Below are 20,687 nucleotides of genomic sequence, written 5' to 3'. Positions count from 1 at the left end.
TGGCTGCATATGCAGAACAGGTTACTCGGAATTCATATGATTGTGCAAAATGAAGAACATCATCTGGCCCGCTGTCTTGACGGCTTCAAGTCGATTGGCTGCGAATGCTTCATTACAGATACCGGATCAACAGACCGTACACCGGAGATCGCCAGACATTATGGTGCAACGGTGCTTCACGCACGTTGGGAAGATGATTTTGCATATGCCAGAAATATAAGTTTGCCTCTTGCGAGCACAGAATGGATTCTGTGTCTGGACGCGGATGAGTATGTCATACAGGGTTTGGAAGAGCTTTTGGATTATCTACCGAAGGTCCATAAGAGCGTTTCGAGACTGCGGATTACGATAGAGAACCGAATTGGCGAGGGAGCGGGAGAGAGTGTGATCTTCCAACCTGTGCGTCTTTTTCGCACCCATCAAGAATATCGGTATGCGGGGCGTATCCATGAGCAATTGGTTCGTGGAGGAGCAAAGGATAATGGAAAACATGAAGAAGGCGCTCTGGAAATAAACGACTCCTTTACCCGTGAGGAAGACGGGATCGCTGAGCATGAACCCTTGGCTCCACTGCGTTTGGTTCATGATGGTTATTTGCCGTCCACGATTGCTCAAGGAGACAAACCCTTGCGTAATCTAAAGCTTTTGCAGCAGGAGTTAGCTGATCGTCCGGGGCAACCTTTTCACCTCTATAATGTGGGGGTGACATACTGCCAGCTAGGGAATATCGAACAGGCAGCAGAAGCCTTTACTGAATCCTTTCTTCATACACCCTTGCAAGCTCCGTATCGCTCCACCCTGGTTCGGGACTATGCCAAGGTTCTTCTGGCAATGGGGCGCTATGACGAGGCTCATGGATTATTGGCGGTAGAAAGACAGCGTTATGCGGGGTATGCCGACCTGCATCTGATATATGGAGAGATTTTGGAGCAACAGGGTCTGGAGGAGAGGGCCTACAAGTCCTATGCAAGAGCAACAGATTGCCGGGAGGGCTTCAATGGAGCTGATCTCAAGGACAATAACAAGGCAGAGATTCGAGGCATACATCAGCAGGCAATCGAGCAAACAGATAAACCGGGAAGCGATGAATTACGTGAGGGCAAGTCCTCTGATGATGTTCACAGAGAGCCAGACCGATTGGAAAGGCATTACGTAACGGATATAGGTAGCGATAGCTACAAGGCCTATACAGCCATGGGAAGGCTTGCACAGAAAAGAGGCTTTCTGCAGGAGTCTGCTCATCTGTACAGCCTGGCTCTGGGGAGTGAGATCACGTATGCTCCTGCATGGACAGGGTTAGCCGATGTATTGCAGCAATCCGGAGAGACGGATGAAAGCATAACAGAGACACTATGCGCACGCTGGAAAGAGCATTCAAAGAAAGAGGATCCAGATCTGAGCGGAGTCACATACGATGATGGTCAGGCATATGTGGTGTATGCACTTGCTTCCAGCGGAGCGTATGGGCAAGCATTAGACTTGCTACATGGAGATACCCGAAATTTGCGTATAGAACATGAAGAGTACCTGTATTGGATGTTATGTGCCAACAGGGTATCAGATGCGTTGCAGTTCGTGCAGAAACAGTGGAGTGACGAGCATCTTGCGGGCGTAAACCTCCAACCTGAGCAACGACTGGATTTGGCATTGACCTATTGGGCAAATGAATTATCTGTATCCGAATCATTTATGGCAGCAGCAGAACCTCAGGATAGGGAAGGCTGGAGACTGCTGAATGGCCTGCTGGATACGGGAAAACGAATGCATGTCGAGGATGACAGAGATGGGGAAATAGTTCACCAGACGCTTCACGCTGCAACGGAGCTGAGTAAGAACATATTGATTCGGGCAGTGCAAACGGGACAATTGGCGTTTGCCAAGAAGCTATACGAGAAGATGACTGCAATTAACTCTGAACACGACGAAAATGGTGTTCATAGCCGTTGGATGGCCGCTGTTCTTTACCGCCAGGGATACACCATGGCGGCCGCAGAGCTGCTGATTCGATCTATGTCACAAGGCGATTTAGATGCGGAAAGCCTCTTTTACCTTGGGGAAGCCGTGTATGCTAAAGGGCATTACGATCAGGCATTAATTCTTTTCCAGCAGGCATTGGAGAAGGATTCAGAACAGCGGCAGGCGAGGGCTGGAGCTGCTGTCTGTTATATACGGTTGGCGCTGGGGGTTATCAGACAGGAACTAACTCGTTCTCCCGCTGATAAGGTGCTCATGGCACAACAAACTTTGCTGGAACAGCAGCTTCGCACCGCCGAAGGACTTCCTTGGCGTACGGTGTTCCATGCAAGGGAAAGGAGGAACCAGCTTGCCGACCAAGCACATTTCATTATGCATGATCGTGAAGGATGAAGAAGAGCTATTGCCTCATTGTCTCGAAAGTGTCCGTGGGGCGGTGGACGAGATCATTGTTGTGGATACCGGTTCGTCGGACCGAAGTCCTGCCATTGCCAGGGAATATGGGGCAGAGGTTGTGCCGTTTAAGTGGAGCGACGATTTTGCCGCGGCACGAAATGCTGGACTGGAGCAGGCTTCGGGCGAATGGATTCTTTTTCTCGATGCGGACGAGGCGCTGGATAAGACTGCACGGGAGCAGATCAGAAGCTGGACGGCAGCCAGCGGATGTGACGGATTGTTTTTAAATATCCATAACTATACAGGTTCGGGTCAGCAAGGGGTGACGGTAAATCCGGTATTGCGCCTCTTTAGGAACGAGCCGGAGCATCGGTTCGAGGGTCGGATTCATGAGCAGATCGCGGTGGCAATTTGTCGGAAAAATCCACAGGCTGCTTTTCACGTGACAGACATGATCATCCACCATTACGGGTATCAGACGGCCATTGTGGAGCGCAAAGATAAGGTGAACCGGAATTTGCGTTTGCTTCAACAGGCGGTGGAGGAAGAGCCAGATCAGCCGTTCCATCACTATAACCTGGGTGTTGAGTATTTACGGATGGGGGAAACGGAACAGGCGCTGAAGACGTTTGGGGTAGCAAAAGCGGGAATTGATCCCACCCTGACAAGTTATGCACATCTGTTGTTCAAATATGAGATTCGCTGTTTCCAGCATTTGAGTCGCTGGCAGGAAGCATTGGATCACATCCATGCTGCTCTTGAACTCTTCCCAGAATACACGGACCTGCTGCATCATCGCGGAGTATGTGAGGAGGCGTTGGGCGAGACCGAAAAGGCAGAGCTATCGCTGCGTGAAGCAGTTCGTATGGGACCGCCGCCACCCATATTTCATACAGAAGAAGGAATCGGAACCTATCAGACATGGTATACCCTGGGTAGGCTGCTGGAGGGGAGGGCGGACCTTGAAGGCGCAGTGGATGCTTATGTGGAAGCAGTCCGTGCCAAATCGAGCCTGCTGCCGCCCTTGTACCGGATTTTTCGGATCATGCGGGTTTCGGGTCAAGAGCAACACTTGGTGGAGCTGATTAGGGAGCGATTTGCAATGACTTCAGAAGAGGCAATTCAGAAAGTATTGGGCATTCTGGAGCAGTGTCGTTGCTATGATACAGCTGTGCAGTTGTTGCCAGACATATCTTCAGACCTTTCAGCGGAGATGAGGGGGAGGTTATCCATGGCTGAGGCTCTGCTCCAGATTCAACAGGGAAAATGGAACAAGGCACACCTTAAGCTGCATACGATACGGCGAAAAAAAGGAGAGCTTTCTGTACCAGCTACCCATTGGATAGAGCGACTAAACTGGATTGAAGGAAGACCAATAGAGGGGAAAGATCGACTGACTGCGTGGCTGTATCGTCATTCGCAACCGGGTACGGAGTCGGAGCGATATCAACAGGCAGAACGAAGCAGTAGTTCACAAGTGGTTGCCCAAAATGACGACTCAAACGTGGCTGCTGAAACAGCATATAATGGCTGGCAGGCACTTGGACTGATGATGGAAGGATGTGTGCAATCCGGGAAATGGGATGTGCTGCATGCGCTGGTTCAGCTTGGTGAGGGGCAGTTGGCAGAAGGAGTATATCCATTGGTGGAAGGCGCACGTCAGGAAGCGGCAGAACCCTTTCCCGGGGCCTCCGATTCACGTGTGGGAACCAGCTGGTTGGTGAAAGGGCTTGTCAGTGCTGCCGATCATCATTTGGAGGCATTTGCTCAAGGGACAGAAGGACAGCGAGACCATTGTTGGCCTGTGGTTCAGCAGATTAGGCTGGATTTACCGGGGCCGGATGGTTTTGAGTTTTGAAGATTGAATGAAAGAGAGTAGAACCCCGAATAGGAAGGAGGGAGGATGAACATGCAGACAGGAATCAGCCTGTGCATGATCGTGAAGGATGAGGCTAGGTCACTTCAACGGTGTCTGGATGCTATTCAGGATGTTGTGGATGAGATCATCATTGTGGATACGGGATCAACGGACGAGACGATCGACATTGCCCGTCGTTATGGTGCGGTTGTCATCAGTACGGCATGGACCGGAGATTTTAGTGCTGCCCGCAACCTGTCTCTTGCTGCTGCCGCTCATCCTTGGATTCTGGTACTGGATGCGGATGAAGTCTGGATGCAGACCGAGCACAATCTGGCCGAGATGAAGCGGCTGCTGACCTCAAGTCAGGACGACGTATGGGGATACTGGATACAGGTCACGAGTTTGCTCGGAATGTCAGGAGAAGAGCGTGTGACGGATGCGGTGTGTCGTTTATTTCGGAATGATCCCCGGATTGCTTTTCAAGGCATGATTCATGAAGAAGTGGCATCTTCGATTCTGTCCTTCGCTCCGTGGGGTGTGGTCGATTCCGGGCTTGAAGTTATTCATTATGGCTATCTGGAGCACGTTATTGTTGGCAAAAATAAACCCGAGCGCAATATGCGGCTGATTCGCTCCGCTCTCCATGAGTCACCGGATCAACCGGAACTGTTATATGCCATGGCTGCCGAGTGGTTTCAGCAAGCAAGATACGATGAAGCGCTCAGGTTGTTACAGCCTTTGCTGGCAAAGCTTACGCCGGAATGCGGATATCACTCGGATCTGGTACTCAAAACGGCTTATGCCTGGCGGGAACGTAGCCGCCCAGAGAGAGCACTCGCTATCATTGAGGAATGGAGGCCGGTGTATGCTGACTTCCCTGACTTGCTGGAGCTTGGTGCTGTGTTGGAGCTCGATCAGGGACGGGATGCTGCGGCGCTTGACTGGCTCAAACAGGCGAAAGCTGCAGCATCCACAGCCAGTCGATATACGTCCGTTTCCGGTGCGGGAACGTATCGCAGCCTGACTCTGGAAGGCATGGCCCATGAACGGCTGGGCTGCTGGCAGGAGGCAGCTAAGGCTTATACATCTGCGCTCGCCGTACAGCCCGGCAGCTTGCCAACATGGCAGCGGCTGTTACTGCTGGCGGCAGCTAGCGGGCGGCCGAACGCCATCGCAGACGCAGCCCAGCGGATAAGCCTGCCGCCTGCGGCCTGGCAGGCGCTGATCCCGGCCGCGCTGGATGCGCATCGGCCGGAATGGTTGCTGCGCCACGCGGCATCGCTGTCCGCCGCGCTGCGGGCGCAGCCCCTCGCCGCCGGGCTGGCGCTGGCCCAGCTCGGCGAGGACGCCGCTGCCCGGGCGGCCTTGCAGCCCTGGGCGACGCATGCGCAGCACGGGCCGGAGGCGGCGCTGGCACTGTGGGCGCTAGGCCACAAGCAGCCCGGCGAGCATCGCACCCGGGCTGCGGCTGGCTCAGCGCGAGGCGCCGTAGCGTCGTCGCCAGCGCTGCGTAAGGCCCGCCAGCAGGCAGCCGCGCCCGACGCAGCCCGCGCAGCCGAAGCGCTGCTGCGCGGCGGCGCCCCGGCCAGCAGCGCTCTGCAAGCGCCGCAGGCCGTGCACGCCGCGGCGCTGGCGCTCGCGCGCGTAGGCGCCTGGGCCGCATGGCTGCGCCTGCTGCGGGCCCTGCCGCCCGGCCAGGCGCCGGCGCTGCTCGCGGCGCTTCCGCCTGCGGCCCGCTGCGGGCTGCTGCGCGCGCCCGCGAGCGTGCGTGAAGGGCTGCTTGCGCTATTCGGCACGCCGCATGGCGTGCAGCAGCCCTTCACGCACGAAGTGCCCGCCATGGTACTGGCGGGCACGCTCGCTTTGCTCGCCGGGCGGCAGCGCACTGCGCGTGATTGGGCCGAATCGGCCCAAGTCACTGCACGGCAACCCGCCGCCTCCGGCAGCCCGGCGACGACCATCCCGCCGGGCCTGCATACCCTGCTGCGCCTGACATCACTCGGCGCAGCATCCACCGAAGCATACGCTAACCAGTGCAGCATGCTGCTGGTTCATCTCTAACGGCTTCGGTATCCAAAAGATTTAAGGATTTAGAGTTAATCTGAATCTACGCCCTCATCACTGATCCCATTTATCCATCCCAATTACTCCTTACGAATAACAGCACGAAAACAACGGATTGCCGGGCCATACATGTCAGACCAGATGGCATCCTCCGGTTCTTTCACGCTCAGCTTACCTTCGATCGTCAGTCCAGTGACAGCCATAATGGTCTCCAGCAGATCAGGGCGCATCTCTGGCACATCAAACGTGGCTATCAATCGTCCGTCCGGCTTTAGTACCCTGGCGAATTCGCGAAAGGCCCGCAGCATCGTGCCTGTATCCAGATGCTCCAACACAGAGATGCAGAATACGCTGTCAAACATCTCCGATTCATACGGAAGCTGAGCCAGATTGGCCTGCGCAAGATGCAGTCGGTCCAGGCTCGATTCCGGCAGATCGCGTGCGGCCAGCTCACCAAAATCAGAAGCGATATCCAGCCGGATCGCTTCTCTGGACAAAATGCGCTCATCCCAATCACAGGCATGAACTTCCCGGCAGTACTCTGCCAGCCAGAATTTGAATGGATGGGATATACCACAGGCAGCGTCGAGTACGACGTCTTCCTGCCGCGCAAACTGGCGTGCCCATTCGTACTCGTACGGACGGCTCCACCACGCAGGATGCAGTGGAAAAACCAATGTATCCGTTTTGGGGTCACCCTCCCGAATGTATCTTGATTCCGTGAAATCCGTTGCATTTGGTGTATCCATCATCCCCGAATTCCCTCCTTTAATCCTGCTTCTGCCAGAAAAGATTCCAATACCGTACTCCATCTCCGCCGCCAGTGGGATATGTCGTAGGATAGCGCCGTCTCGCGGGCATAGATACCCAGCCGCTCCCGCTCGGCCTTATCCTGAACGAGACGCAACAGCGCGGCGGTCAGCGCTTCTTCCCCTGGAGGTACCAGCAGTCCGTTGAAGCCATCCTGAATCAGATCATTCAGTCCGCCAACATTGGAAGCAACAACCGGAAGCCCGCAGCTCATTGCCTCCAGACAAGCGTAGGATGTTCCTTCCGAGAAGACCGTCGGGATCACGGCGATATCCGCCTGATGGTAGGCATCGCGGATATCCCGAAAATCATACGTGCGCTGTATAATTCGATCCGCATGGGGGTGTGTGCGATGCCAATATCGGAAGGATCGGCCCACCGTACTGCCTTCGACCAGCTCTCCCGCAAATTCGACCTCCAGATCAGGAGAGGCACCGAGCAGTCGGTCAGCTGCCAGCATCATCGGAATAATGCCCCGTTCCATGCTGATGCGGCGCGGATATAAAATGCGCAGTGGACGCGATGGGTTCACATGAATTGCAGCCTTTGTGTCGTCGCCCTGATCCTTCAAATGTTCACCCATCAGCTCATTTGGCTGCCGACCAGTGTGGCCCTGTCGGATATCCCTCGAGTCCAGTTCTTCAGCGATTACTGTCACCTCGGATCTGTTCGCCCGTACCATGCCGTCTCCATCGTTTCTTCCCCTCACGGACGTAGCATTCAACCCCGAGATGGTAGCTTCAGCATGATCTTCATGGCCTGCAAGATCTTTCTTCCATGCAGCCAGCCATTCTTCTTCCTGTTCATGCTCGAACGTACGTCTTGGCGGAGCAGGTGTGAAGTAGGAGGTATCCACTGCATTGGGAATGAGCACGACCTGACTGGCATCCGCAAACGTACAAGCAGCACGGCAAAAGGTCTGAAAATGTGAATCGACCGACACGATGCGTACAAGTCCATCCAGTGCCAGTTGAATATGCTCCGATACTTGCTGCTTGGTTTCCAGCGGCAGCGCGGGACGATCCCAGTTAATACCGTGGCAGATGCCGAGACTACCCGGCTTGTAGGCAATGGGCTGCCACAGGCAGCTTGCATAGATCACAGGCCCTCGCGCTGCGGCAGCCATTCGGGCAAAAGCTTCGGGCACATCATTCATATCGTAGGCATACCCATATACATCGATCTGTTCCGTACGGGTCTGAAAAGCTTCAAAATAGGACAACTGATGAACCTCGGGGATGTGTCCCAATCCGCGGATTACACTGCACAAATCAAGAACGTAACGCTCCAGACCGCCCCCGAACACCCGGCTGAATTCACGGTTATATCCATCGGTGAAGCTGTGTGTCAATATGCTGACCACGCCCATCTCACTGCTCCTCCTTCCACGGAATCAGTCGGGGATCCGGATCCAGAATCGATTCATAGTGTTCCAGGCTTCCCCACTCGCCGTGTGGATCAATTCGTTTATAACGCAAATATTTTCGAACCCGATCCTCCAGACTTCCTGCCCAGCCAAGATGCTGGACTTTCAATTCTGTGCTGATTCCGGGCAGTACGGTGCAGGGCAAGGGAAGGCGAGGCACATGATGATTTTGCTGCGGATAAAAGTAAGGATAACCCGGCATATAACGGACCAGGGAAGCGGTATGACGTCGGTGAAGCCCCCAAAGCTCATCTTCCCGATAGTGGGTTCGTCCGCCCCACATATCGTAGAAGCGGAAAGCGATCCAGTCCGCATGGTCCTGGTTAATCAGAGCGCGTATCGCTTTCTTCGCTTCCGTGCTGTATAGCTCATCGGCATCAACCGAGAGCAGCCAATCCGGCGAGGTACCTGCTGCTGCTTGCCATAGTGCATTGCGTAATCGCCATTCCTCCGCAAATAACGGCTTTTCCAGCACTTCCAGACGAACGACCTTTGGATAGGCTCTGCATAGATCGGGTGTTCCATCTGTGCTGGCATCGTCCACAATGACGATCTCATCCACAAATTCACTTAAATCGTCCAGCACTTCCTCCAGATATCGCCCTCGCTCGTTACGTACCTGAAGCATGGCGGTCAGTTTATTGCCCTGACTTTTACGAACCCGACGAACGGAAAACGGCTCTCTGAATAGGTCTGTATCCTGGTGTTTTGCAGCATGCTGCTGATCCCCTTGCCCCTCTGGGTCAGCATGCAGCGATTCCAGCGTTTCAGTTGGAGTATAAGTTGTTTCGGATCGTATATCCTTATGCACCATCGGTCCATTCACATGTAGTCTGCGCTTCTTCGGGTCCAGCATCATGGCACCTCCCCCAGCAATTGCTGGACGGCTTGATCCAACAGCTCCATCTCGACGATTCGCGCAAGAGAATCTTCATCCTCCAGTGCCGTCTCCAGAAATTGTCTCACCGCCCCGTGACGTTCTCCCCGCAGAGCCAGAGCTAGACCTGATAATTGCCGATAATCCTGTCGGCTGGGGCTATCCTGAATATCCACTGCGTGCACCAAATCTAATGCATCTTCCACACGTCCAGTCTCCTGATAGATACGAAATTTCCAATGCCGTGCCGTTTCGCCTCCGAGTTCATCCAAAATGCGCAATGCGTTTCCATAATCATCATTCAGACGCAGCAGTTCTGCCCGGACAAGCTGTTCCTCCCCGGCCTCCAGCCAGCGACAGAGTTGTTCATAATGGTGCCGTTCCTGCTCGTTGCCTGCGCTGATTCCATAAACCTGCAGCGCGTTCTCGATTTCTCCGGCCCTTGCATGAATCGCGGAGAGGAATCGATAGTGGGAGCTTAAACAATCATTGCGCCCGTTTAATATCGCGTGGGAGAAGGCCTCCTTGAGTGAAGCGGCCGCTCTGGAATCCTCTAGCACATATTCATAGGCTGCCAGCAAAAAGGAAATTGTCTCATGCGCTCCAGCTTTGGACCGAAGCTGACGATAGAAGTCGGCCCGCACACTGCATTGCAGCTGGGTGACCGTATCCTGAACACCCGAGAGGGTCTGTCGCAGCGCATGCAGGAATAGCAGTTCATAGTCCCGGAGAGGGACTTCGAGGTCATCCTTTTGCATGACGCCAGCAGGGGAGGAATCCTCTCCATTCAGCCAGATGGCGCGTACACCCTGGAATACCAGCTTCATGTAGCGTGTTTCTGAAGTGGTGCCCACCAGATCGGCGATACCGACCAGTCTTGAAATACAGCTCTCCCATAAGGGGGACTCCGCTTCTTCACCAACCGGCTCGGGAAGAAGTACAATACAGAGCTCCGGATGGAGCGAGGCTGTGGCGGTAAGCCAGTAGGGATGAGCAACCACAGCAACCGTACGGGGCTCTTGCAGCAATTGTTCTGCTTCGGGAAGCGTGATAACGGTAATATTCGCAGGCATTTTCTCGGAGCGCTCCAGGCTGCTGACATAGTAGACAGGCCCTTCCGCGACCATCAGAGCAGCGATGTCTGGATAGGGAAAAGCAGACCATCCTCCCTTCCGGGGGAAAAGAATATAACGAAAGGCAGGCAGGTCCGTACTTGACTCTTCTGCATCTACCCCTTGATGAGGCTCCGGGTCCGGGATCGGAGACAGCTCTTCCATCGATGAATCACCTCACTTGATTTACATTTTTGTCCGTTCATGGATTGAAGCATCACCACCTGATAAACATCAGATTGGCGCTGCTTTGAATGATATTAATGAATCCAATAATTCAATATGTAATGCCCATTTTGCCCAGCGTATTTTATGCCTGACACTAACATATGGGCGTTCCGTCCCAAACATGAGCATCTTCCGTGAATAGACGAAGCTGGCAAGCCCAAAGATTAGGTTTATTTTTTTCTATTGTGTGACCATCGTCACTTTTTTTTGCTGGCATGGCAGGGTTTGTGATAATTGTCACATGTATAAAATAGTCTATCTGGCACAATACGTTCATCAATACGTGTTTGGCTGACAGAAACTGAAGAAGGGGCTTCAATGCCAAATACGAACACTGCGATATGAACAGAAAGAAGGGGTAACGGTATGGATCCGATCATGTTATCGCGTATCCAATATGCGCTCACAACGATTTTCCATTTCTTTTTTGTACCGCTGTCCATCGGTCTTGTGCTGCTGGTAGCCATTATGGAGACGTTGTACGTAGTGAAGGGTAAGGAAGTTTACAAAACGATGGCCAAATTCTGGGGCAAACTGTTCCTGATTAACTTTGCCGTCGGTGTGGTCACGGGTATCTTTCAGGAATTCCAGTTCGGCATGAACTGGTCCGAGTATTCCCGGTTTGTCGGGGATGTATTTGGTGCGCCGCTGGCGATTGAAGCCTTGCTGGCGTTTTTTATGGAGTCTACCTTTATTGGGCTTTGGATTTTCGGATGGGATCGTTTGTCCAAAAAAGTGCACCTAGCTTGTATCTGGCTGGTATTTGTCGGCACATTCCTGTCTGCGCTCTGGATTCTGGCAGCCAATTCATTCATGCAGCATCCGGTTGGCTTCGAGATTAATAATGGCCGCGCTGAGATGAATGATTTCTTTGCACTGATTACAAATGGTCAACTGCTGGTAGAGTTCCCGCACACGATCTTTGGTGCCCTGATGACAGGTGCATTCGTCGTAACTGGGATTAGTGCTTACAAGTTGATGAAGAAGCAGGATGTGGAGATTTTCCGCAAATCGTTCAACATTGCCATCATTATTGGCCTGGTTTCCTCGCTGGGGGTTGCCTTCTCTGGTCACTTCCAGGCGCAATATCTGGTGGAGACGCAGCCAATGAAAATGGCAGCCAGTGAAGGAACGTGGACGACGACGGAAGACCCTGCACCATGGACCGTGGTAGCCTTTATCGACCCGAACAAACAGGAGAATTCCGGCGAGATCAAAATCCCCGGATTGCTCAGTTATCTGTCCTACAGCAAGTTCTCCGGCAGTGTCAAAGGCATGAAGGAATTGCAGGCGGAGTATGAGCAGACGTATGGTCCAGGAGATTACATTCCTCCGGTAAGGACGACGTTCTGGAGCTTCCGCATCATGATTGCTGCGGGCGGAATGATGATTTTGCTAGCGATATACGGTACATTTCTGGCGATGCGCCGCAAATTGGAGGAAGCAGGCAAATGGTTTATGCGCTTGATGGTGTTTGCCATCTCTCTGCCGTTTATCGCTAATACATCGGGATGGATTATGACTGAGGTAGGAAGGCAGCCGTGGACGGTATTCGGTTATATGACGACGGAAGCCGGGGTGTCACCCAACGTGTCTGCAGGTCAGATTTTGTTCTCCACCATCGCGTTTACAGTCACTTATGCAATCCTGGGAGCGGTGATGGTCTACCTGTTCGTTCGTGAAATCAAGGCAGGGCCATATGCAGTCGAAAAGCCGGAGGAGCATGATGAATCGGCCGATCCGTTCGGCGTGGATGGGGGTTATTCTGTTGTCACTAAGTGAGTTGTGGTTTTTGCTGATTGCCGTCTTGTTTGTTGGTTTTTTCTTTCTGGAAGGTTTTGATTTTGGTGTGGGCATGTCTACTGCAATGATTGGCAAAACGGATCGTGAACGTCGTACTCTGATCAACTCGATCGGTCCGTTCTGGGATGGGAATGAGGTCTGGCTGATTACGGCAGGGGGTGCAATGTTTGCAGCCTTCCCGCATTGGTATGCCACGCTGTTTAGCGGTTTTTATCTGCCGCTAGTTGTGGTACTGCTGGCCTTGATCGGACGCGGAGTTGCCTTTGAATTCCGCAGCAAAATGAGACATGAACGCTGGCGCAAAACATGGGACATCATCATTGTAGTCTCCAGTGCGTTACTGCCATTCTTGTTCGGCGTTGTTTTCGCTACCTTGATGAAAGGCCTGCCTATTGATGCTCAGATGCAGCTCCGTCCCAGCTTCCTGGACATCGTCAATCCGTATACGGTGGTAGGTGGGTTGAGCGTTACGTTGTTGTGTCTGGTGCATGGTCTGCTGTTTGCTTCCTTGCGGACCGTCGGAGATCTTAGAGAACGTGCCCTGAATATGGCCAAAAAACTGATGCTGCCGCTGGCCGCGATCCTCGCGATCTACGCTGTGATGACATACTTCATGACCGATGTGTTCGCCGTACGCGGCTGGGCTCTCTGGATTATGGTTGTCCTTGGCGCTGCTTCATTGGGGCTGGCCGCTTACTTCGTGCGTCAGAAACGTGAAGCCTGGGCCTTCGGCATGACGGGAGCCGTGATTGCAATCGCGTTTGCATCCGTATTTATCGGTCTGTTCCCAAGGGTCATGGTGAGTTCAATGGGTTCGGCGTTTGACCTAACAGTCTATAATGCTTCATCCGGTGCATATTCTCTGAAAGTGATGACGATTGTGGCTTGTACGCTGCTTCCGTTTGTACTCGGCTATCAGATCTGGAGTTATTACATTTTCCGCAAACGTCTGAACGATCAGCATCACCTGGAGTACTGATATGGGACGGGGGCTGCTGAAGCTGCCGGGCATCAGGCCAGTACTTGCGCTGGCCTCAGCGCTAGTACTGTTACAGGCGATGACGATTATCATGCAGGCGAAATGGCTAGCACAGGCGATTACGGCATTGTTTCAAGGTTCACCCGTAACGGAGCAGTACCCGGTGCTGCTGTTGTTCCTGGCCGCTTTTGCTGTCCGCTATGCCCTGTCATTCTGGTTGCAGCTCATCGCTTTGCGGTACGCGGAGAAGACAGGAAACGATCTGCGTAGACAGATGGTGGAGCAGTGGTTCCGGCTGGGACCGCGTTTTGCCAAAACGGAAGGAACAGGGCACCTGGTCACCTTGGCACGCGAAGGAACAGCCCAGTATAAGACGTATCTGGAACTGTTTATTCCTCGAATGCTGGGGATGGGGTTCACGCCAATCGTTATTCTGTTCTATGTCTTCAAGCTGGATATGATGTCCGGGGTTATTTTGACGCTGACGCTGCCGATCCTGATTGTGTTTATGATTTTGGTGGGATTGGCTGCACAACGCAAGATCGATGGACAGTTCAAGTCGTACAAAGCGCTTGCGAACCATTTTGTAGATACGCTGCGTGGACTGGAAACACTCAAAACACTGGGACAGGGCGGGAAGCATGGAGAAACGATCATTCGGGTCAGTCAGCGATATCGCAAGGCTACGATGTCTACGCTGCGTATGGCTTTTCTGTCCTCCTTCGCACTCGATTTCTTCACCATGCTGTCGGTGGCTTCGGTGGCGGTTGGCTTGGGGCTGCGCCTGACGGAAGGACATATGCTGCTTGGACCAGCGCTGACCGTACTCATTCTCGCACCGGAATACTTCCTGCCTGTACGAATGGTAGGCGCAGATTACCACGCTACACTGGACGGCAAAGAGGCCGGGGAAGCGATCAGCCAGATGATTGAACGAGGGAAAATGGCCGAACGTAAGCAAAAGGAAGCATACACAAGTGCTGTTCTACATGGTGTGTCAGAAAAGAACGGAGAATCCTCTTCGTCTGAGCCTTCTTCTGGCCTAAGCAGTGTGGCTCCATCCACCATACGGGTGGACTTGCGCGAGGTAAATGCCCGAACTGGCGTGGCTGCTTTCTCATCGAAACCCTCTTGGGAGGCAACGAGCAGACTGGCGCTTACCAACGTACAGGTACGGCATCAGGAAGACGGGCCATGCTCGCTGAATGATGTGACGTTTCAGGTTTCTGGTCTTGGCAAAGTAGGGATTATCGGAGCGAGCGGAGCAGGGAAATCAACCTTGATTGATGTGCTAGCAGGTTTCCAGCAGCTTACTTCAGGTCAGATCTTATATAACGGCCAGCCCTTATCTCCAGAGATGATGGAGGATTGGAGAAAACAAACGGCGGCGATCCCGCAGCATCCAACTATTTTCAGTGGCAGCTTAGCGGATAATGTTCGGTTCTATATGCCTGAAGCTTCGGATGCGGAGGTGGCTGATGCCATTAACGCAGCAGGTCTGCATAAGCTTACCTCCTCCTTGCCAAATGGGTTGCAGGAACCGATTGGGGCTGGGGCAAGGCAGCTCAGCGGCGGGCAGGAACAGCGGGTGGCTTTGGCGAGGGCCTTGCTTAGCGCGCGCCCAATTCTGCTGCTGGATGAGCCGACTGCGCATCTGGATGTGGAGACTGAGTATGAACTGAAACAGACGATGTTACCGCTGTTTGAGGGTAAGATGGTCTTTCTGGCAACACATCGACTGCATTGGATGCCCCATATGGATCGCATTATCGTGATGGAGGGCGGCACGGTTGCAGAGACAGGAACACATGAAGAATTGTTGGCCCGACAAGGCGTATATTACCAGATGATTCAGGCCCAGATGGAGGCGGTGTAAGATGAAAGCCGGATATGAGCAGACAGAAACAGCCCGGAGCGGGAGCAAAAAGAATAGCTGGATCACTCCGTACGTGGCAAAGTACCGCTGGAGACTCGTGGCAGTCATTGCGCTGGGGATATGCGCTACATTATGTGCTGTGCTGCTGCTTTTCACCTCCGGGTTTCTGATCTCCAAGTCGGCGCTCCGTCCTGAAAATATTTTGATGGTATATGTACCTATCGTGGGAGTTCGTGCATTTGGGATTTTCCGTGCCGTATTCCGGTATGTCGAACGTCTGGTGGGTCATGATGCGGTTTTACGTATACTCGCGGATCAGCGCGTGAAGCTGTATCGGATTTTGGAGCCGCAGGCACTGTTCCTGCGCTCTCGTATGCAGACGGGAGACGTACTTGTTGCTCTTGCAGAGGATGTAGAACGACTGCAGGATATTTACCTGCGTACAGTATTTCCGGCGGTTACGGCGCTCATGATGTACGGTGGAGCTGTTGTGGCCTTTGGCAGCGTTGATCTGGGTTTTGGAATGTTTATGGGGTTGTATATGCTGTTTCTGGTTGCCGTGCTGCCTGCCATTTCGCTCCGAGTGACGTGGAAGTTGCGGGTGCGGCTGAAGCGGGAGAATGCTGAGTTGTACACTCGTCTGACAGATGGTGTGCTTGGCCTCGGGGATTGGATAGCAAGTGGACGAGCTGAAGAATTTGTGCGTCGGCAGGAAGAGACTGAAGGCCAGGCAGATATGATTCGCCTCCGCTTGCGACAATGGACGCGCTGGCGTGATCTGGTTGCCCAATGTGTGATCGGACTAATGGTGGTATCCGTGACCTTATGGGCGGGAAATGCAGCTTCTGCGGGACAGCTGCCTGCGGTTATGATTGCAGCATTTGTACTGGTACTGTTTCCACTCACGGAAGCACTGCTGCCCGTAGGAGATGCCGTGGAGCATATCCCGCAGTATCGTGAATCGCTGGAACGATTGCAGCACTTGGAAGGTGAAGAGCATAAGCCAGAACAGTCTGGAACCGAAGAAGCGAATGCAGCAGCCGGAGCCAAAGCGGAGATGACCTTAGGTGTATCAGGCAGCAATCTGGTAGCTGGAGAGCAGCTGGGTTCCCTGAGTCGCACGGAAAGAGTTTCTGACCGACGTATCCGCTTGCGCATTCCGCCCAGGCTTCGAGCCGACATTCAGATCGATCAGGTGAGTTATCGTTATACGACTGATGCTCCGTATGCGGTGCAGGAGGTATCCCTTCATCTTCCTCAGGGCAAACGCTTGGCTATTCTCGGTCGCAGCGGCGGCGGGAAATCAACCCTCCTGAAGCTCATCCAGGGAGCGTTGCTCCCATCCGCCGGGAACGTATTCATCAATGATCTTCCAGTACAAACGATGGGCGAAAATATAACGGATGTCATTGCGGTGCTGAACCAAAGTCCACATCTATTTGATACAACAGTAGCTAACAATCTGCGGATCGGCCGTCCGCAAGCAACAGACGAAGAAATCCAGCGAGTGGCTGCGCAAGTAGGATTGTCCGATCTCATTGAATCTTTGCCGCAGGGTTATCATACCCCGATGCTGGAGACAGGACTTCGTTTCTCTGGTGGAGAAAGACAGCGGATTGCACTGGCCCGGGTCCTTCTTCGCGAAACACCTGTCATTATTTTCGATGAACCGACGGTAGGACTTGATCCTGTAACGGAGCGAGCGCTTATGCGGACTATTCTGGACAGCATGCAGGGCAAAACAATGATCTGGGTCACCCATCACCTGATGGGAGCGGAACGGTTTGATGAACTTATTTTTATGGAAAATGGACAGATCACCATGCAGGGTTCTCACGAACAATTGCTAGCCCGGGAAGAGCGTTACCGCCGTCTCGTTGAACTTGACCGTCCGGGTTGGGCAGATGGGCAAAGACCTGCGGCTCCGCTGCCGCCTGTAGCTTCCAGATAAGAGAGTATATACGGTACGGAAAAGAGAGAGGGAAAGGGTAGGGGGCGAAGACCGAGGTTTGTGAACGACACGGTAGCTACTCCGCTAAAAGGTTAATTCACTTTATCAGCGACATAGCAAAGAGACGAGCCCAAGGATCAGTGGGCTCGTCTCTTTTTGCACACCTTATGTTGTAACGATTATTTCTAATATTTACATCTCCACCAGCATCAAAATAATAGACGATAGGCAAAGACAGGTACTGATGAGATACAGGACCCCAACCACCTGATTGTGATTCAGACCTGCACGCAGCAAGCGATAGTGAGCTTGACTTGCATCTGCCTGATAGATGGCTTTACCTTGAATGAAACGTTTGATGACCACAAAAATGTTGTCGAAGATCGGCACACCAAGTGCCAGAATCGGGATGAAGATGGACAACATAGTTGCCTGTTTGAAAGCACCGTCCAGGGCGATTACCGCCAGGATGAAGCCGAGAAACGTAGCCCCTGCATCACCCATGAACACTTTGGCGGGAGCTTTGTTATATTTCAGATAACCAAGGGTTACACCTACCAGCGTAATGGCCATGAGGGCAGAATCGGTTTGGCCTTTGGTTATTGCAACGATAAACAGTGTAATGGCTGAGATGGCTGACAAACCACCTGCCAGTCCGTCCATGCCATCTGTGAAGTTAATGACTGTCGTCACACCGAAGATCCACAGGATCGTCAGAATAAATTGCAGCCAGATCGGAAGCATAATGTATTCAGAATTCAAGGGATTTACGAACCCGGTGAACGCAATGCCGGAAGCAAATACAAGTACTGCCGCCGAGACTTGAATGATCATTTTAGGCAGGGCAGGGAAGTCTTTGCCTTTCGTTTTGTACCAGTCATCGACTGTACCAATCGTTAATAGAAGCATTCCGCCGGCGACCAGGGCCGCCGTTTCCCAAGAAATTTCTTTCGTAAGAACAATGTATGTCAGGAAGAATCCAGTAAATATCGCGTAACTCGCCGTCAGTGGAATGGGTTGCCTATGCAGCTTACGCTCCACATCTTCTCGGGGCTTGTCCACAAAATCGAGCCGATGTGCCAGTCGACCAAGCGGCGGAATAAGCAGAACCACGACAGCAAAAGACAGCATAAAAGCCAGTATGTATACCATAAATTCGCTTGATTCACTCCTATCTACCAATTTCCCCCTATTATACGAGCTAAACAGGAAATCTGTCGATGTCATTATTGTAACCTAAGTTTCTACCCAGATAGTTTAGCATGTTCTCCCCTTTGTGAAAAACCAACCACCGGCCACGAAAACGATGAAAAGCACAAGATTAAATCCAACACCCTTGAGTAGTGAGCCGTTGAATAACAATGCTTCAAAAAAAGAAACAACATGAGCGCGTAGCGCAGGAATCGCTGTTCCGGTTGGAATTGCCACAATGAATAGCACCCACATCAGCCAACCGACAAGGTGGTGGTAGCCAGAGATCAGCATGCTTAAGAGCGCCATCGTCATCAAATAAAAAATGGTTTGATAGAGGAAAGAACCTACAACGCCAAATTCATTCCAATGAAACGCTTCAATAAGATTTACGGTGTTTTTGTGGAGTACATTCACTTCAAGCATAGACCATAAAGAATTGAATAAAGCGATGGCCACTGCCCACACGGTATAAACGAACTGAAGCCCGAAAAAATATTGTTTCCGGCTTGCTCCTAAATGTACGATGCGGTTGTAATAGCTAAGCGGAAGTACGATTGCGAAAATGAGCAAAATAAGCAGCAGCAGGTTGCCATCCGCGATTCCTGTGTTCTGACTGCTGTCTATAAAGAGGCCAACAATGAATTCTGCCAACCTGCCAAGGAGGATTAAAATAATGACCATCCATATATAAATCCTCATTTGCAAATAGGTCGCCTTTAAATGAACGGTCAATGCACCCAATTTAACGACCTCCTTCGATCAAATACGAAAAAAACTTCTGAAGCGTCAAATTTTCAATAGTTATGTCTAGTTTGCGGGCCTGCAGCCTGTCCTCATCGTTGAATTTTTCGTAGATGGCGGCAAGCTTTCCGTGGCCGTAAGATTCTGTATGTAATACTCGCTTTCCTTTTGTGAACAAAGCTACGGCATCTGAATTTCCACGAATCAAATAAGCTGCCATCCGTATCCGATTCATCTCGTCATGAAGCAGGAGGGAGCCCTCATCAATGATATAGACTCTTTCTGCGATTGGGGCGATTTCATCAATCAAATGCGTAGAAAGTAAAATCGTACGGGGATGATTGGCGTAATCCTCCAAAAGCTCCTTGTAAAACCTTTCCCGCATCAATACATCAAGTCCAAGCACCGGTTCGTCGAATAATGTCAACGACGATCGGCTAGACAGACCGATGATGTTACCTACGAGTGATTCTGTGCCTCTTGAGAGCTGTTTGATTTTTCTGTTGGGATCAAGCTCAAACGTTTGAAGAAGCTTATGAGCAAACGTCCAGTCCCAATTGGGATAGAAATTTGCAGCGAACTGCAAAATCTCAATCAATCGTGCTCCTCCAAATAGCTTGTTATTCTCCCGTACGAAACAGCAATCTTCTGGTAGGGCTCCTTTACCCAACTTTTTACCTCTTATCTCAATGGTGCCGTCATTGGCGAAGAGTCCACCTGCTATGATGTTTAGCAAGGTTGTTTTGCCTGCGCCGTTTCGTCCGAGCAAGCCATAAATAACGTTTTCCTCGAGCTGTATATCCAGATCCCGTAATGCGTAGGTTCGACCATATTTCTTATTCAATTTGTCGCAACTCACCAAGATGCTCACAATGAATTCATTCCTTCCTTAATTGTTTAATCATCTCAATGATATCCTCGGTTGCCAGTTCAAGTTTGTCAGCTTCACAAATGAGATTGGACAGCAATTCCTTATAAAAACGATTTCTTCGCTTATTCTTAATCTTTTGTTTGGCATCAGACGAGACATACATGCCAAGCCCTCTTTTTTTATACAATATTTCTTCATTTACGAGCAGGCCAATTCCTTTCACAACAGTCGCTGGATTAATTTGAAAGAGCTGAGAAAACTGAGCAACGGAAAGAATTTGCTCGTCCTCTCGGTAAGTTCCGTTGAGAATATCGTCCTCAATGATATCTGCTACTTGTTGAAAAATTGGCTGCTTTTCGTCGAAAGTGACGCTCATTACCTCACCACTCAGCATTGTAGTTTGTTACACATCTAGCAGGAAAACATAACTTATATGCGAAAATTTGTCAATAAACAATCGTTCTTAGGGGGAGATGATGATTTTTTTACACGAAGTCCAGTTATTGACAATTGTTTGCGATGGA

At 51.8% G+C, this 20,687-nt stretch carries 15 protein-coding genes; 7 read left to right on the top strand and 8 right to left on the bottom strand.

Annotated elements, in window-relative coordinates; genetic code table 11:
• Positions 1-9: 9 nt before the first annotated feature.
• Genes G3352_RS08070 through G3352_RS08060 form a run of 3 tightly spaced genes read left to right on the top strand, consistent with a single transcriptional unit; the run spans position 10 to position 6,292 of the window.
• Entirely contained in the window at positions 10-2,367 is a 2,358-nt protein-coding gene (locus G3352_RS08070; protein ID WP_163755543.1) for a glycosyltransferase, read from the top strand.
• Positions 2,324-4,228, top strand: a complete 1,905-nt coding sequence (locus tag G3352_RS08065) for a tetratricopeptide repeat-containing glycosyltransferase family 2 protein (RefSeq protein WP_163755541.1) — start codon at positions 2,324-2,326, stop codon at positions 4,226-4,228. The genes G3352_RS08070 and G3352_RS08065 overlap by 44 nt, the downstream gene beginning before the upstream one ends.
• Before the next feature lie 51 nt (positions 4,229-4,279).
• Positions 4,280-6,292 carry a tetratricopeptide repeat-containing glycosyltransferase family 2 protein gene (locus G3352_RS08060; RefSeq protein WP_163755539.1) on the top strand — a complete coding sequence of 671 codons (2,013 nt, stop codon included), beginning with the start codon at positions 4,280-4,282 and terminating at the stop codon, positions 6,290-6,292.
• 83 nt (positions 6,293-6,375) lie between these two features.
• Here G3352_RS08060 and G3352_RS08055 read toward each other — a convergent pair whose 3' ends face one another.
• The 4 genes from G3352_RS08055 to G3352_RS08035 are packed head-to-tail and all read right to left on the bottom strand — an operon-like array spanning position 6,376 to position 10,685.
• Complete coding sequence (locus tag G3352_RS08055) at positions 6,376-7,047, bottom strand: class I SAM-dependent methyltransferase (RefSeq protein ID WP_163755537.1); 672 nt, start codon at positions 7,045-7,047, stop codon at positions 6,376-6,378.
• Positions 7,044-8,474: a glycosyltransferase family 4 protein gene (locus tag G3352_RS31095; RefSeq protein WP_240342983.1), complete on the bottom strand. Its 1,431-nt coding sequence runs from the start codon at positions 8,472-8,474 to the stop codon at positions 7,044-7,046. The genes G3352_RS08055 and G3352_RS31095 overlap by 4 nt, the downstream gene beginning before the upstream one ends.
• A gap of 1 nt (position 8,475) precedes the next feature.
• The gene (locus tag G3352_RS08040; RefSeq protein WP_240342982.1) at positions 8,476-9,390 is read right to left on the bottom strand and encodes a glycosyltransferase; all 915 of its coding nucleotides are present in this window, start codon (positions 9,388-9,390) and stop codon (positions 8,476-8,478) included.
• Positions 9,387-10,685: a tetratricopeptide repeat protein gene (locus G3352_RS08035; protein WP_163755533.1), complete on the bottom strand. Its 1,299-nt coding sequence runs from the start codon at positions 10,683-10,685 to the stop codon at positions 9,387-9,389. The genes G3352_RS08040 and G3352_RS08035 overlap by 4 nt, the downstream gene beginning before the upstream one ends.
• Before the next feature lie 429 nt (positions 10,686-11,114).
• Here G3352_RS08035 and G3352_RS08030 point away from each other — a divergent pair, with 429 nt between their 5' ends.
• From G3352_RS08030 to cydC, 4 genes are read left to right on the top strand one after another with little or no spacing between them, the layout of a single operon-like run.
• Positions 11,115-12,530 carry a cytochrome ubiquinol oxidase subunit I gene (locus G3352_RS08030; protein ID WP_163755531.1) on the top strand — a complete coding sequence of 472 codons (1,416 nt, stop codon included), beginning with the start codon at positions 11,115-11,117 and terminating at the stop codon, positions 12,528-12,530.
• On the top strand, positions 12,514-13,530 hold the full coding sequence (cydB, locus tag G3352_RS08025) for a cytochrome d ubiquinol oxidase subunit II (protein WP_099857679.1): 1,017 nt from the start codon (positions 12,514-12,516) through the stop codon (positions 13,528-13,530). Before G3352_RS08030 ends, cydB begins: the two co-directional genes overlap by 17 nt.
• Before the next feature lies 1 nt (position 13,531).
• Positions 13,532-15,406, top strand: a complete 1,875-nt coding sequence (gene cydD / locus G3352_RS08020; RefSeq protein WP_163755529.1) for a thiol reductant ABC exporter subunit CydD — start codon at positions 13,532-13,534, stop codon at positions 15,404-15,406.
• Position 15,407: 1 nt separating this feature from the next.
• On the top strand, positions 15,408-17,357 hold the full coding sequence (gene cydC / locus G3352_RS08015; RefSeq protein ID WP_163755527.1) for a thiol reductant ABC exporter subunit CydC: 1,950 nt from the start codon (positions 15,408-15,410) through the stop codon (positions 17,355-17,357).
• Between the two features lie 192 nt (positions 17,358-17,549).
• Here cydC and G3352_RS08010 read toward each other — a convergent pair whose 3' ends face one another.
• The 4 genes from G3352_RS08010 to G3352_RS07995 all read right to left on the bottom strand — a co-directional run bounded on the left by G3352_RS08010 (position 17,550) and on the right by G3352_RS07995 (position 20,557).
• The gene (locus G3352_RS08010; RefSeq protein ID WP_163755524.1) at positions 17,550-18,509 is read right to left on the bottom strand and encodes an MraY family glycosyltransferase; all 960 of its coding nucleotides are present in this window, start codon (positions 18,507-18,509) and stop codon (positions 17,550-17,552) included.
• Positions 18,510-18,614: 105 nt separating this feature from the next.
• Positions 18,615-19,292, bottom strand: a complete 678-nt coding sequence (locus tag G3352_RS08005; RefSeq protein WP_163755522.1) for a hypothetical protein — start codon at positions 19,290-19,292, stop codon at positions 18,615-18,617.
• Between the two features lies 1 nt (position 19,293).
• Complete coding sequence (locus G3352_RS08000; RefSeq protein ID WP_345940737.1) at positions 19,294-20,151, bottom strand: ATP-binding cassette domain-containing protein; 858 nt, start codon at positions 20,149-20,151, stop codon at positions 19,294-19,296.
• A gap of 19 nt (positions 20,152-20,170) precedes the next feature.
• Positions 20,171-20,557 (bottom strand): GntR family transcriptional regulator, encoded by a 387-nt coding sequence (locus G3352_RS07995; protein WP_111619444.1) that lies wholly within the window; start codon positions 20,555-20,557, stop codon positions 20,171-20,173.
• Between the last annotated feature and the right edge of the window lie 130 nt (positions 20,558-20,687).

It is taken from the genome of Paenibacillus sp. ALJ109b, assembly GCF_010747435.1.
GTDB lineage: Bacteria > Bacillota > Bacilli > Paenibacillales > Paenibacillaceae > Paenibacillus > Paenibacillus taichungensis.
This window is presented reverse-complemented; position numbering and strand designations above follow the sequence as displayed.

Excerpts from the sequence above, each read along its gene's own strand:
- G3352_RS08070 (WP_163755543.1), top strand. The coding sequence starts at position 10 with ATGCAGAACAGGTTACTCGGAATTCATATGATTGTGCAAAATGAAGAA.
- G3352_RS08060 (WP_163755539.1), top strand. The coding sequence starts at position 4,280 with ATGCAGACAGGAATCAGCCTGTGCATGATCGTGAAGGATGAGGCTAGG.
- G3352_RS08055 (WP_163755537.1), bottom strand. The coding sequence starts at position 7,047 with ATGATGGATACACCAAATGCAACGGATTTCACGGAATCAAGATACATT.
- G3352_RS31095 (WP_240342983.1), bottom strand. The coding sequence starts at position 8,474 with ATGGGCGTGGTCAGCATATTGACACACAGCTTCACCGATGGATATAAC.
- G3352_RS08040 (WP_240342982.1), bottom strand. The coding sequence starts at position 9,390 with ATGATGCTGGACCCGAAGAAGCGCAGACTACATGTGAATGGACCGATG.
- G3352_RS08035 (WP_163755533.1), bottom strand. The coding sequence starts at position 10,685 with ATGGAAGAGCTGTCTCCGATCCCGGACCCGGAGCCTCATCAAGGGGTA.
- G3352_RS08030 (WP_163755531.1), top strand. The coding sequence starts at position 11,115 with ATGGATCCGATCATGTTATCGCGTATCCAATATGCGCTCACAACGATT.
- cydD (WP_163755529.1), top strand. The coding sequence starts at position 13,532 with ATGGGACGGGGGCTGCTGAAGCTGCCGGGCATCAGGCCAGTACTTGCG.
- cydC (WP_163755527.1), top strand. The coding sequence starts at position 15,408 with ATGAAAGCCGGATATGAGCAGACAGAAACAGCCCGGAGCGGGAGCAAA.
- G3352_RS08010 (WP_163755524.1), bottom strand. The coding sequence starts at position 18,509 with ATGGTATACATACTGGCTTTTATGCTGTCTTTTGCTGTCGTGGTTCTG.
- G3352_RS07995 (WP_111619444.1), bottom strand. The coding sequence starts at position 20,557 with ATGCTGAGTGGTGAGGTAATGAGCGTCACTTTCGACGAAAAGCAGCCA.